The organism is Labrys monachus (assembly GCF_030814655.1).
GTDB lineage: Bacteria > Pseudomonadota > Alphaproteobacteria > Rhizobiales > Labraceae > Labrys > Labrys monacha.
The window spans coordinates 6,809,574-6,822,318 of record NZ_JAUSVK010000001.1 but is presented as its reverse complement, the minus strand read 5'-3'; the positions used below and the strand labels follow the sequence as shown (position 1 = coordinate 6,822,318).

Sequence of the window (12,745 nt, the reverse complement as noted above, 5' to 3'; positions counted from 1 at the left end):
CTCCTCGCCGGCCTCCCCGGCGCCCGCCCGACGCCCGCTTTTGCCGGACGCCGCGAGCCGATCCCGCCGGCGCGGTTTTCCCCGGCTGATTCTGCCGCAGCGATCGGCCTCCCCTCCGGGGCGACGGATACCGCCGGGCCGCCCTCCCCTGGGAGGATCCCGCATCTCTTGATTTCTCAAGGACTTACGCCGCGTACCAAAGCAGTCCGGGGCTGCTCTTGCCTGTCTTCGGAGACCGGGCTAGCCTGCACCCATGCAAAAAGGGTATGAGCGTGCCCGGAACATATTGATAAGAGACGAGCATCTATGCTGAAAACCCTTTCCCAGGGCGAGTCGAACACCGGTTTTGCTGCCGAAATTCGCGGGCTTCTTGCGAGGCTGGACGTGCCGGCGGAACGTTACTCGGGCGGCTCGCGCATCGTCCGCACGCCGCTCACCGGCGAGGTCATCGGCGAGGTCGCGGAGGCGACGCCGGCCGAGGTCACCGCCGCCGTCGGCAGGGCGCAGGCCGCCTTCGAAGCCTGGCGCAAGGTGCCCGGTCCGCAGCGCGGCGAGCTCGTCCGCCTGCTCGGCGAGGAGCTGCGCGCCGCCAAGGCCGAGCTCGGCCGCCTGGTCTCGCTGGAGGTCGGCAAGATCATTTCCGAAGGCCTCGGCGAAGTGCAGGAGATGATCGACATCTGCGACTTCGCCACCGGCCTGTCCCGCCAGCTCTACGGCCTCACCATCGCCTCGGAGCGCGGCGACCACCGCATGATGGAGCAATGGCATCCGGCCGGCGTCGTCGGCGTGATCTCGGCCTTCAATTTTCCCGTGGCCGTGTGGTCCTGGAACGCCGCCCTCGCCTTCGTCTGCGGCGACAGCGTGGTGTGGAAGCCCTCCGAGAAGACGCCGCTCACCGCCCTCGCCGTCGAGGCCCTGTTCCAGCGCACCGCCCGCCGTTTCGGCGGCGTGCCCGACGGCCTGCTCACCCTCGTCCTCGGCGGACGCGAGATCGGCGAGACGCTGGTGGACGATGCGCGCGTGCCCGTCGTCTCCGCCACCGGCTCGACCGCGATGGGGCGCAAGGTCGGCGAGCGGGTCGCCCGCCGCTTCGGCCGCTCGATCCTGGAGCTCGGCGGCAACAACGCCTCGATCGTCACCCCGTCAGCCGATCTGGACCTCGCCCTGCGCGCCATCGCCTTCGCCGCGATGGGCACCGCCGGCCAGCGTTGCACCTCGCTGCGCCGCCTGATCGTGCACGAGAAGGTCTATGACGCGCTGGTCGGCCGGCTGCGCGTGGTCTACGCCTCGATTTCCGTCGGCAATCCCGTCACCGGCGACGCGCTCGTCGGGCCCCTGATCGACGGCGCCGCCTATGACGCCATGCAGCAGGCGCTGCAGGCGGCTGCCGAGGCCGGCGGAACGGTGCATGGCGGCGAGCGTATCGCCGACGCCGGACCGGCCGAGGCCTATTACGTCCGCCCGGCCTTGGTCGAGATGCCGGCGCAGGCCGGACCGGTCGTCCACGAGACCTTTGCGCCCATCCTCTACGTCCTCAAATACCGCGCCTTCGACGAGGCGGTCGCCCTGCAGAATGGCGTGCCGCAGGGCCTTTCCTCCTCGATCTTCGCCACCGACATGCGCGAGGTCGAGCGCTTCCTGTCGGCGCAGGGCTCCGATTGCGGCATCGCCAACGTCAATATGGGCCCGTCCGGCGCCGAGATCGGCGGCGCCTTCGGCGGCGAGAAGGAGACGGGCGGCGGCCGCGAGAGCGGCTCGGACGCCTGGAAGGCCTATATGCGGCGCCAGACCAGCGCCATCAATTACGGCCTGAACCTGCCGCTGGCCCAGGGCGTCAAATTCGACGTCGACGACGGCGGGCTCAATCCTTGAAGGCCCCGGCCTCAGCCGTGCGGAGCCTGACGGCGGGATGCCTCGCCCTCGGTCTTTCCGCCGCCTGCACCATCGGCATGGCAAGGGACGCCCGGGCGGACGATGCCGTGCCGGCCACGGCGCAACCGGAGGCGCCGAAGGGCGGCGCCAAAGGCCCCGTCAGGCCGAAGCAGGCCGTGGCCGGCGAGAAGAGCGCCGCGGCGGCGCCGCACGCCCCGCCGCTGCCGCCCGCCCGGCCGAAGGAACTCGCCGCTGCCGCGGTGGTGCCGACCCTCAAGACCCCCACGCCGGCGGTTTTCGCCTCGCTGACCGGAAGCGTGGCGGCCCCGCAGAACGACGTCCTCGAAACGGGCAGCATCCCGATGATGCCGCTGCCGTCGACCCCGTCCAAGGATGGCGACGGACCGCATAAGCAGGCTGCCGGTCCGGCCGGCCGGCCGCAGGTGGACGCCCTCATCAGCAAGCACGCGACGCGCTATCACGTGCCCGAGACGTTGCTGCGCCGCATCGTCGCCCGGGAAAGCGGCTTCAACCCGCATCTGCGCCACGGCCCCTTCGTCGGCCTGATGCAGATGCGCCTCGATACGGCGCGGGGCATGGGCTATCGCGGCAATCCCGAAGGCCTGCTCGATCCCGACGTCAATCTGACCTATGGCGCGGCCTATCTGGCCAATGCCTACAAGGTCGCCGGCGGCAACCAGGACCGCGCGATGCGGCTCTATGCCAGCGGCTATTACTACGAGGCCAAGCGCAAGGGCCTGCTGCCCAAGCTGATCAAGGGGTCTCCGGGTCAATAAGGGCCCGCAGATTCCCTATCCCGGCCGAATGATCGATACATGGAATACAACCTGCGGATGCATGATCCGCGGGTTTATTCTTTCATTCGCGAAATATTGAGTTTCTGCTCAAATAAAACTTTGATTTGTTCCAGGCTTTTGCCACAACTCGACATGGCAACCTCGTCGCTGTGCCACGTCGGAATCCCATGATGAACTGCTCCGTCTTCGCCGTCCTGGCGAGTCTCGTTCGCCGCGGACCGGCAAACGGCGGGGCAACTACTCGCGCTTCAGCCACTCGCGCATTGATTTCATTCCGGGCGGGCCGCCCGGCCTTTCGCTATTCTGTCACCGGCGGGCTATCACCATGCTCCGTGCTGTTTCGATACTCTTGGTCTCGCCGCTTGCGGCCAGGGTGCGTTTGCACCGAGATTGACCGCATCGACGAACGAACGCCTGGCGGCAGAGGGGTGGCTCGAAGCCGCCGACCCCGCCGTCCTGCCGACCGGCCGGCTGAAGGCGGACAAGGTTTTGATATGCCGCCAGCCGCGTTGCGGCGGATTGGGCGGCATCAGCTGGGGGCACGGCAGCGCCAGCGGCTCCCGGACCTTCGAGACGACTCTCCTGAAGGTCGAAGCCGACCCAAGATATTCCGCCGAATGGATCAAGACGGCGGCTATCCAATACATGCCGGAGGCGCTGGCACGCTATCAGGCGAAATATGTCGACGTGCACAAGGTGAACGGCACGATCACGATGATGGTGACGGGGCAGATGGCCGCCGCGCAGGGCGCGATCATTCATTTCGTCTATCGGCTTTGGTTCTCGGGCCTCGATGTCCAGATTGCCCTCGGCGCCGGCCCATCGCCGAACATTGCTCTCCAACGCCTCGCCCAGGCGGAGAGATTGCGGAGCACCACGCGCTGAGGCAAAGACTTGTTTGCGGCGGGCGAGTCGGACCTCGGGATAAACGTCCGGAACCGTCGCGCCAGCTCGCGGCACGCTTCACCGAAAAGGCGACATGGATTTCGATCTGATCTTCAGGGATGCGCGCATCGCCGGCCGGGAGGAGCGCTGCGTCGACATCGGCATCCGCGACGGACGTTTCGCGGCGGTCGAAGCCGGCCTCCCGGGCGGCGGTCCCGAGGAGCGGCTGGACGGGCGGCTCGTCCTGCCGGGCCTGGTCGAGACCCATATCCATCTCGACAAGTCGCGCCTGACCGCCCGTTGCAACTGCCATACCGGCACGGTGCAGGAGGCGATCGCCGAGGTCGCGCGGGCCAAGCGCGACTTCACCGAGGAGGACGTCTATGAGCGCGCCAGGCGGACGCTGGAGCGGGCGATCCTGCAGGGCACGACGCGGATGCGCAGCCATGTCGAGGTCGATCCCCGCATCGGCCTCACCAGCCTGCGCGCGCTGCTCCGGCTGAAGCGCGATTACGCCTGGGCGATCGACCTGCGGCTCTGCGCCTTCCCGCAGGAGGGGCTCCTCGACGATCCCGGCTGCGAGGACGTGCTGGTGCAGGCCCTGGAAGCAGGCGCCGACGCCGTCGGCGGGGCGCCCTACATGGACCGGGACTCGCATGGCCAGATCGCACGGATCTTCGCGCTCGCACGCCGCTACGACCTCGATATCGACCTGCACCTCGATTTCAGCCTCGATCCCTCGCATTTCGACCTCGAGGAGGTCTGCCGCCTCGCGGATGCCTGCCGGTGGGGGGGCCGGGTGGCGATCGGCCACGTGACCAAGCTTTCGGCCGTGCCGAGGGAGCGCTTCGAGGCGCTGGGGCGGCGCCTGGCGGACGCCGGCATCGCCCTCACCGTGCTGCCCTCGACCGACCTTTTCCTCAACGGCCAGGGCCATGAGCACAGCGTGCCGCGCGGCGTCGCCCCGGCGCACCGCCTGCTGGCCGCCGGCGTCACCTGCTCGCTCGCCACCAACAACGTGCTCAATCCCTTCACGCCCTTCGGCGATTGCTCGCTGGTGCGGATCGCCAATCTCTACGCCAATATCGCCCAGATCGGCACGCCCGCCGACATCGCCGGCTGCCTCGACATGGTGACGACGCAGCCGGCGGCCCTGCTCAACCTCGCCGATTACGGCATCGCGCCCGGCCGGCCCGCCGACCTGGTCGTGCTCGACGCCGCTTCGCGCGCGGCGGCGGTCGCCGAGATCGCGCCGCCCCTGACGGTGGTCAAGGCGGGCCGGCGGACCGTCACCCGTCCTCGCCCCCTGCTCCATCGCCCGGGCTGAGGGGCCGGCGGGTCCGCAGGCGCCCCCGGCGGAAGGAGGCGATGTCGCCGCGCACGGCTTGGCCGGGCATTCGCTGTGCCGGACGTCACATCACCGGCCGGCGTTCGGCCCGATACTCCTTCCCGTAGGTAACCGGACAGAACTGAAGATGACGGCGAAATTCAGCAGCCGTTCAGATCTGCGGCGTTACCTTGCGTTACTGCAACCGGCAGCACGGAGATATGCCATGAGAACCTGCATGAAGTTTGTCGCCGCCTCCCTGATCGGTCTGGGAGGTCTCGTCGCCACCGCCGAGGCGTCCTCGGCCATGACTCTGGCGCCGGCGGCGCCGGGCGCCTCCAGCCTCGTGCAGGACGTGCGCTGGGGATGCGGCCCGGGCTGGCATCCCAATCCGTGGGGGCGCTGCGTTCCCAACCGGCGCGTGATCTATTATGGCGGCCCGCGGGTGCATTATTACGGCGGGCCCCGCTATTACCATCGCGCCTATGGCTGGCATCACCCCTACCGCCATTGGGGCTACTGATCGCCGGCGCGACGGGTCCCGGGAGGGGCGGGTCGGGTGACCCGCCCACCGGAGGCATGGTGTGCCGCTCCCCTGACCGGCATGGTGCGCGACGGGTCCCGGCACGCCGCGCCGCGCCACCCGCCTTGATGCATAGCAGCCCAGCTTTTGTTGCACTGCAACATCGCGCATTTGCTGATATGGTAACGGCGAATATCCGACGGGGTCATCAACATCATGCTCGCTTCCTGGAAAACCAAATATGGCAGCCGCCGCGTCAAGCAGGCCCCGCCGACCATCGAGGAGGCGCTGACCGCGGCCGAATGCATGAGCAGCGACGCAGAGCAGCAGGTCGAGATCGCCGCTTCGCTCCTGGGCGTCGAGGCCGACGAGGTTCGCGAAGTCGCCCGCAAGATGAAGAAGCAGAACGAGCGCCGGCTCACGCTGTCGATCTCGCCGTCGGCGTCGTCCGAGCGCAGGATGCCTCCCCGCCCCGTGCTGGTCGAATACCGGGCCGCCAAGCGCCTGGTCGGCATGCGCTAGAGCAAAATGCGTTCGAGCGAAACGGCTCGTCAATTTGACGCAGTGGTACCAAAAGAACTTTGCGCTTCTTGGTGATTCGATCTGAAGGTGGAACACCCTGAGGGGGGAATCGGCGCCCGGGCATTTTCCAGAGAATGCGGGCGCCCTTGTCCGCCGAAAAGGCGCGGAACCGCAGGCGGGGCGAAAAATCGAGCCCCGCGGCCGCGGTAGGCTGCGCTTCGATCGAAGCGCAATGTTCCCTGCCTTCCTGTTTCGACGTCGTCTGCCTGATCGAAAAGTCGATCGGCCTTGCCGGAAACGGCTTCAGCCGCCTCCTGCCTGGCGCCGCGGACGCGGTGGGGCCGCCCCCGCCCCGCCGAGGATCGGCCTCCCCGGCACGGACAACACCCCATCCCCTGCGACGCCAAAATCCTGCCGTCGCCCGTACGGATCGGCTTGCGTCAAGGCTGCAGGCTGACGGCGTTCGGCCGATGGAACGGGCATGTCCCGCCGGGACGCACGCCCGTCCGCCTTCGCAACCCTGCCGTGCGGCACCCTTCAGCGCGCTGCGGCCGTCTTTTTCGGCGGAGCCTTCCTGCGGGCCTGCCCGAGCCCCATCTGCTTGGCGAGATCCGAGCGGGATTTGGCATAATTCGGGGCAACCATCGGATAATCGGCCGGCAGGCCCCATTTCGCGCGATATTCATCCGGCGTCATGTTGTAGTGCGAGCTCAGATGGCGCTTCAGCGACTTAAATTTCTTACCGTCCTCAAGACTGATGATGTAGTCCGGCGTTACTGATTTCTTGATCGCAACCGCGGGAATCTGCTGCACCTCGGCGGGGGCTTCCTCGCCTCGGCCTTGCGCGAGCCGCATCAATGCTGAATGGACGTCCGCAATCAATTTCGGAAGATCGATATGCGCGACGCTGTTGTTGGATACGTAAGCGGATACGATATCCGCTGTAATGCTGACACTGTCGTCATCCATCTTGATATCTCCGTTCGAATGTCATGAACTAGTCCCCACGGCTGCATAGATCATTTTGCCAAGTTTAAACAAGCACATTGCGGTGGAGTTACACCTTTCAAGCAATAAAATTCGAGACTAAGAGGAGCGCTTTCGTCTCCCCGTAAAGATTATCACGCTCCTCGCCGCCTCGCCGGTCCGACATGAAGAGGCTCGCCCCGCTCCGGCGTTTCCGGGCCGCGCGGCAAGATTGCGCGCCGTTTCATGTCTGTCGCTATACCTTTTCAGACACAATGTGACGTCTGGAAACATGCCTTTATTCAAGTTTAGACAGGAAATACCGGGTTCGATCGCCGATCGTCCAGTATCGCCCTCCATTCATTGCTTTCAGAACGAGGAGGCACGGGGCTCGGCGGGCTCGAGAGGAAGCGAGCGCCGGCCTTCAGGCATTTCGCCAAACCGTCATAACCCGTTGATATTCCTTATATTTGCCCCGAATAGGCACGATTTCCTCCGGCCGGACCGCCACGGCTTGCGGCGATTTGTCACGAAGCGGCGGGAAATACCGTCCCGGGCGGTCCGTCGAGCCGCCGCGCGCCTCCCCGGCGGCCGGCCGGCCGGCTCGCCTCGACGCCGATCGGCATCGCCGCAACCGGCCCCGTCCGGCAGGCCGCCGGGGAGGCGGCGGGGTGACGGCCGCGAGGTACAGCCGTGCCCCTCCGGGTATTTGGAGGGAACCGTTACGGTCAAGTCTCAGTTAATACCCCGTTGAGATAACGAATTCGCATCTGCAGATGCTGTCCGAAACGCATATTGCGATAGGAGCAAGCACCATGAGCGACGACATCGATCATGTTACGAATCGCACTCCATTTGCCAGGCAAAGCATTAGATTGGCGATCAGGAGCATTCTACGTACGATGCGGGGCTCCGGCCCCGAATTGACCTATTTCGCCAGCCGCGTTCTGGATGGCGACGGACGCCCTTTCACCGGCCTGGACAGGACCGATATCGCCCGCGCAGCCGAAGAGGCGATCCTCACCTATGAGCCTCTGATCGATATCGAGGCCGTCGACGTCGAGATGACGCCGGCCGGTGCGGTGGCGGGCCTCACCATACGCTATCGCACCAGCGATTCCGGCGCCGCCGACGCCGTCCGCGTCGACTTTCCGCCGGCCCATGCCTCGGAAGCCCGGTGAGGAGCAGGGACGCGGCCGATGGCGGACCGGCCCTGCGGACGACGCGCCCGAGATGCCCGACCTGCCGCCGCTGCGCCCCCTCCCCTGCGCTTCGCCGCTCAGGTGCTCCTGTGTGAGACCACCTGGTCGCGGCCGGCCCCCTTCGCCGCATAGAGCGCCTTGTCGGCGCGGGCGAGAAGCTGGTCGAGGCTCGTCTCGCCCGGCGCCTGCTCGGCCAGCCCGATGCTGATCCGCACCCCCACCTCTCCGACGCCGGAGCGGACGGGAGAGGCCGCGACCTCGGCCCGCAGGCGCTCCGCCGCCTCGAGCGCCGCCTCGAAGCCGAGGTCGCGGAACAGGATCGCGAATTCCTCGCCGCCGAGGCGGGCGCTGAGGTCGCGATTGCCGACGGCCTTGCGGATCGCGAGGGCGACCCTGCGGATCACCTCGTCTCCGACCTGATGCCCGTAGCTGTCGTTGATCGATTTGAAATGGTCGATATCGAGCATCAGCACATGGGCCGGCCGCGACGCGGCGGCCGCATCCTCCAGGACCGCACGACCGGCGGTGAAGAAATGCCGGCGGTTGTTGAGCCCGGTCAGCGGATCGGTGACGGCGAGGCGCCGGAGTTCCTGCTCGACCAGATGTTGCGCGGTGACGTCGTGCAGCAGCCAGATCCTGCCGTTGCGGCCGCTGCCGAGGATCGGATGGGTGTCGACGTCATATTGCTGGCCGCCGAGATCCCATGTCGCCCTCACGGCGTAGTTCGGATCCTGCTGCAGGGGACTGTAGATCTCCAGGAGCGAGGCCGCGTTGAGGCAGCGCTGGCGCAGATTCCTCATCGGCACCGCGATTTCCGCCGCGGAGACCTCGCCTTCCGCGATGCCGAGCAGATCGGCGGCGGGCTTGTTGACGAGGCCGATCTGCCGCACGCCTTCGAGCACGATGATGCCGGTGGCGACGCTTTCGAACAGGTCGTGGAAACGCTCGCCGGCAACGCGCTGGCGCCGGATGACGTCCCGGTCGTACAGGATCTGGCCGAAGAGGGCGGCGAGGCTCGCGACGTCGTCCGGCCGCCGGCCGGCGGGCGCCGGCGGAACGCCGCCCTCGCACCAGAGCAGGAGGATGCCGCTGCGCGGCGCGCCCAGGGCCGGAACCGGCACCAGGCGGAGTTTGCCGGCAGGCCGGACCAGCGAGGCCGCCAGCTCCGCCGGGATGTGGAATGGCGCGGCGGCAGCCGGTCCCCTCGTCCAGTTCGCGGCTTCGAGGCCGGTGGCGGCCAGCGAGAACGGCTTCACGGCCGCGGCCGGATCGACGGCCAGGGGAAGCGCCAGCCCGTCCTCGCCCGCCTCGAAGGCGAGGGCGGCGTCTGCGCCGGTCAGGCTGCGGGCGAGCGACGCGAGCGCCGTCAGGCCATGATGCTTGCTCTCGTAAATCAGGGCGCTCTCCTGCGCGAGGCCGTCGTCAACCGACGCCGACCGGCATCAGATAGCGCTCGAACAGGGGAATGAGCCTGTCCGGCGCCGTCATGTGGGGAAGATGTCCCTCGGCGTCGACGATATCGAGCGTGGAGCCGTCGATATGGGCGTGCAGCCAGCCGGCGACCGCCGGCGGAACGGCAATGTCCCGGCGTGCCTGGATGATATGCGCCCTGTTCCGCAGTCCGCGGACCACGCTCCGCATGTCCGACTGGAAGATCATCCGCGCCGTGGCGAGGGCGATGTCGGGCCGCATCAGGAACAGGGTCCGCGAGAATTCGCTGATGGCGGCGCGGTCCGGCACGCCGACGACGAGGGGCACGAAGCCCGCCGCCCAGGCCTGGAAATTCGCCGCCATGCCGTCATAGAGGCCGTCGAGATCCGGCTGCTCGAAGCCGCCGTGATAGTCGCCGTCATTGAGATAGCGGGGCGAGCCGCCGACGAAGAGGAGGCGCTCGAACAGCGCGGCCCGGCCGGCCGCCGCCGCCGCTCCGATCATGCAGCCGACGGAGTGGCCGATATAGATGCAGGTGCCGAGCTTCAATTCGCCGAGGATATCGAGGAGGTCGTCGGCATGGCCGAAAATGGAGGTGTGCCGCCTCGGATCGTAATTCGCCTCGCCGTCCGGGCCGGCGCCCGCGAAGTCGAAGGAGACGACCCGGCAATGATCGTCGAGCCAGTCGCGCACGCCGGACCAGGCGGTCTGGTCCGTGCCGAAGCCGTGGCCGAGGACGACGGTGAAGCTGCCGCGGCCGGTCAGGCGCCCATGCAGCTTGTCGAACCTACCCGGCATGTCGCTGGCTCCGTGATCCCCTCGGCATACTGTAACGGAAGCCCGGAATAATTTGCACCATCCAAAACGGGCGAAACGCCGCTGCCTCTCCCGGCCCCTCCAGGGCAGGAGGGAGGGCCCGTCACCACGAATGGCGATCCCGCTCCGCGCCCGTTTGGTTGCCGCGCCTTTCCCGCCCCGTCAGCCTTGGCCCGTGACGGTTCAGGATTTGTCATTGCCGGGGCCTGCCCCGGCAATCCAGCGGGCCGCCTGCCGTCGTTCTCGATGAAGTCGGGATAGGCGGGGACGAGCCAGGGTATGACGGAATTGCGCCTCCTCTCGTCTCAGCTCCCGCTGCGCCCTCCGATGCCCTCCGGATGCCTCCAGCCCGAATTCCCCGCCGCCCGACGGGGCGCGGAGAACCGCGAGGCTGATCGCCTTCAAAATAAATCGTGGCCAAATCTTGTCATGAAATGCGTATATTTTTGTATATTTTGTATAAAAATTTTTATGTTATAAAAATAGCGACGTATTATTTGAATAATTATGCCGCATCTGTGACCTTTTTGCTACACGGCGCCCCGAAAATGCTGCGATCTATAGTTGATCGCCACTGCGACTATTGTAAGCGCCGGCGGTGTTCAGCAATGTCCCGACATCGATTCATCGATGGATCCTGTCTCTGCGAAGGAGCCACGGGTGGGGGCCGGAGAATCGATGTAACTGTTTTGGAGGTCATCTCATGACGACGAAATCACTTCTCCTCGCCGCCGCCGCCGGCCTCGCCGTTATCGGCGGCGCCCAGGCTGCCGATCTACCCATGACGAAGGCAGAGCCTGTCGAATATGTGAAGGTCTGCTCGGAGTTCGGGCCCGGCTTCTTCTATATCCCCGGCACCGACACCTGCCTGAAGATCAGCGGCAACATCCGCGCCGACTACACGTTCAACAGCCTGTCGAGCCGGACCACCACCGGCAGCAAGCGGTCGCTCGGCCAGAGCTCCTTCCAGGGTCGCGCCCAGATCGGCTTCGACGTCCGTACCGACACCGATTACGGCCTGCTGCGCACCTATTTGCTGATCGACGCCGCGACGGGTAACTCCAACGGCCAGTCCTGGCAGGCCGGCAACGTGTCCGGCTCCAGCGTGTATGTCGACAAGGCCTATATCCAGTTCGGCGGCCTGACGGCCGGTTACGCCGAATCCTTCTACGCCTTCTACGACAACTACTATGGCGATACTTTCTTCGCGCCTTACTTCGGTTCGGGCGGCACCGGCACCAAGGAATTGCTGGCCTATACCGCCCAGTTCGGCGGCGGCTTCAGCGCGACGCTGTCGATCGAAGATCCGGCAGCCTATCGCAACGGCGTGGAGAGTTCGAGCAGCACGCTGACGAATGCTGGCACCAAGATGCCGAACATCATCGGCAACGTGCTGTATGACGGCGCATGGGGCAAGGCCCAGATCATGGGCGCTCTCCATCAGACCGACGTTCTCGGCGTGAGCGACAGCAGCGGCACCTCCAGCAAGTGGGGCTTTGCGGTCGGTGCCGGCGTCTCGGTCAACATCCCGGCCCTGACCGGCGGCTACATCGCCGTCGAAGGCGACTATGCCGACGGCGCCAACGCCTTCACCGGCGTTTCGGACAACCAGTATTCGCCGGCCGGCGCGCCGAACGCCTATGACGCCTATGTGGTCGACGGCAGCCTGAAGACGGCGAAGAGCTGGGCGGTGACCGGCGAAGCCGGCTTCAACATCACCCCGCAGTTGAAGGCGATGATCTTCGGCAGCTACGGCCATTACGATGCGCCGGCGACCTACAACGACTTCACGGTCTACCAGGTCGGCGCCCAGCTGAGCTACCAGATCGTCAAGAACCTGACGATCGGCGCCGAAGTCTATTACGCCAACACCAAGTCCGACCAGGGCAGCGAGAACATCGTTGCCGGCGAGAGCGACGCGGTGCTGACGAAGGCCACGACGGACGCCATCGTCGGCGGCGTCCGCATCATCCGCTCGTTCTGATCGGTTTCGATCCAGCGACAGAAGGCCCGGCTCCGGCCGGGCCTTTCCTATGGTGCGCCCAGCGCACCCTCGGAGCAGGAAGTCCGCTCTCGGGCTGCCGCAGCGAACGGCCTGAAGCGCAGACGCGGCGGGGTCGGCCGGCCGCGGCAAGGAAGCGTGGCCCATCGCCCGCGAGACGCTTTGCGAGACCGGGACGCACGGCGCGGTCAAGTAATGTCTCTGATCTATGGAAGTCTGCGTCGGATTCCGCGCGCTTCTCGAGCCTCAGCATAAAAATTAGGAACAGCGCGGGAGAGGCAACAGAAGCCTATTGACCCGCAGGACTCCGCTCGACCTCCCCGAGTCGGACATAAAATCTTATTGTTCCGAAATGTATAAATATTTATATTCAATAGAAAT

The 12,745-nt window shown here is 66.3% G+C and carries 11 protein-coding genes; 8 read left to right on the top strand and 3 right to left on the bottom strand.

Translation table 11 applies throughout. The features are described from left to right. Positions 1-306 precede the first annotated feature (306 nt). From amaB to J3R73_RS31045, 6 genes are all read left to right on the top strand, one after another. Positions 307-1,872 (top strand): L-piperidine-6-carboxylate dehydrogenase, encoded by a 1,566-nt coding sequence (gene amaB / locus J3R73_RS31070; protein WP_307436725.1) that lies wholly within the window; start codon positions 307-309, stop codon positions 1,870-1,872. A gap of 17 nt (positions 1,873-1,889) precedes the next feature. Beyond that, positions 1,890-2,669 (top strand): transglycosylase SLT domain-containing protein, encoded by a 780-nt coding sequence (locus J3R73_RS31065; protein WP_307436722.1) that lies wholly within the window; start codon positions 1,890-1,892, stop codon positions 2,667-2,669. 411 nt (positions 2,670-3,080) lie between these two features. Continuing rightward, the gene (locus tag J3R73_RS31060; RefSeq protein WP_307436720.1) at positions 3,081-3,575 is read left to right on the top strand and encodes a hypothetical protein; all 495 of its coding nucleotides are present in this window, start codon (positions 3,081-3,083) and stop codon (positions 3,573-3,575) included. A 94-nt stretch (positions 3,576-3,669) separates the two neighbouring features. Next, positions 3,670-4,902, top strand: a complete 1,233-nt coding sequence (locus J3R73_RS31055; RefSeq protein ID WP_307436717.1) for an amidohydrolase family protein — start codon at positions 3,670-3,672, stop codon at positions 4,900-4,902. Positions 4,903-5,140: 238 nt separating this feature from the next. Further along, a complete protein-coding gene (locus J3R73_RS31050; RefSeq protein ID WP_307436714.1) occupies positions 5,141-5,425 on the top strand; it encodes a GCG_CRPN prefix-to-repeats domain-containing protein in 285 nt (94 codons plus the stop codon). Positions 5,426-5,641: 216 nt separating this feature from the next. After that, positions 5,642-5,947 (top strand): hypothetical protein, encoded by a 306-nt coding sequence (locus tag J3R73_RS31045; RefSeq protein WP_307436711.1) that lies wholly within the window; start codon positions 5,642-5,644, stop codon positions 5,945-5,947. A gap of 537 nt (positions 5,948-6,484) precedes the next feature. On the opposite strand, the gene J3R73_RS31040 is transcribed toward J3R73_RS31045, so the two are convergent. After that, entirely contained in the window at positions 6,485-6,916 is a 432-nt protein-coding gene (locus J3R73_RS31040) for a Ros/MucR family transcriptional regulator (protein WP_307436709.1), read from the bottom strand. Positions 6,917-7,689: 773 nt separating this feature from the next. Between J3R73_RS31040 and J3R73_RS31035 the strand changes: the two genes are divergently transcribed. Further along, positions 7,690-8,094 (top strand): GPW/gp25 family protein, encoded by a 405-nt coding sequence (locus J3R73_RS31035; protein ID WP_307436707.1) that lies wholly within the window; start codon positions 7,690-7,692, stop codon positions 8,092-8,094. 98 nt (positions 8,095-8,192) lie between these two features. Here the strand turns inward: J3R73_RS31035 and J3R73_RS31030 are convergent, their stop codons facing one another. Both J3R73_RS31030 and J3R73_RS31025 read right to left on the bottom strand, forming a co-directional pair. After that, a complete protein-coding gene (locus tag J3R73_RS31030) occupies positions 8,193-9,371 on the bottom strand; it encodes a GGDEF domain-containing protein (RefSeq protein ID WP_307436705.1) in 1,179 nt (392 codons plus the stop codon). A 166-nt stretch (positions 9,372-9,537) separates the two neighbouring features. Further along, complete coding sequence (locus tag J3R73_RS31025) at positions 9,538-10,344, bottom strand: alpha/beta fold hydrolase (protein ID WP_307436702.1); 807 nt, start codon at positions 10,342-10,344, stop codon at positions 9,538-9,540. A gap of 721 nt (positions 10,345-11,065) precedes the next feature. Here J3R73_RS31025 and J3R73_RS31020 point away from each other — a divergent pair. Beyond that, positions 11,066-12,346, top strand: coding sequence for a porin (locus tag J3R73_RS31020; protein ID WP_307436699.1), 1,281 nt, complete (start codon positions 11,066-11,068; stop codon positions 12,344-12,346). The last annotated feature ends 399 nt before the right edge of the window (positions 12,347-12,745 follow it).

What these genes read in the sequence shown, in the direction of transcription:
- amaB (WP_307436725.1), top strand. Translation starts at nt 307, where the DNA reads ATGCTGAAAACCCTTTCCCAGGGCGAGTCGAACACCGGTTTTGCTGCC.
- J3R73_RS31055 (WP_307436717.1), top strand. Translation starts at nt 3,670, where the DNA reads ATGGATTTCGATCTGATCTTCAGGGATGCGCGCATCGCCGGCCGGGAG.
- J3R73_RS31050 (WP_307436714.1), top strand. Translation starts at nt 5,141, where the DNA reads ATGAAGTTTGTCGCCGCCTCCCTGATCGGTCTGGGAGGTCTCGTCGCC.
- J3R73_RS31045 (WP_307436711.1), top strand. Translation starts at nt 5,642, where the DNA reads ATGCTCGCTTCCTGGAAAACCAAATATGGCAGCCGCCGCGTCAAGCAG.
- J3R73_RS31040 (WP_307436709.1), bottom strand. Translation starts at nt 6,916, where the DNA reads ATGGATGACGACAGTGTCAGCATTACAGCGGATATCGTATCCGCTTAC.
- J3R73_RS31035 (WP_307436707.1), top strand. Translation starts at nt 7,690, where the DNA reads ATGCTGTCCGAAACGCATATTGCGATAGGAGCAAGCACCATGAGCGAC.
- J3R73_RS31025 (WP_307436702.1), bottom strand. Translation starts at nt 10,344, where the DNA reads ATGCCGGGTAGGTTCGACAAGCTGCATGGGCGCCTGACCGGCCGCGGC.
- J3R73_RS31020 (WP_307436699.1), top strand. Translation starts at nt 11,066, where the DNA reads ATGACGACGAAATCACTTCTCCTCGCCGCCGCCGCCGGCCTCGCCGTT.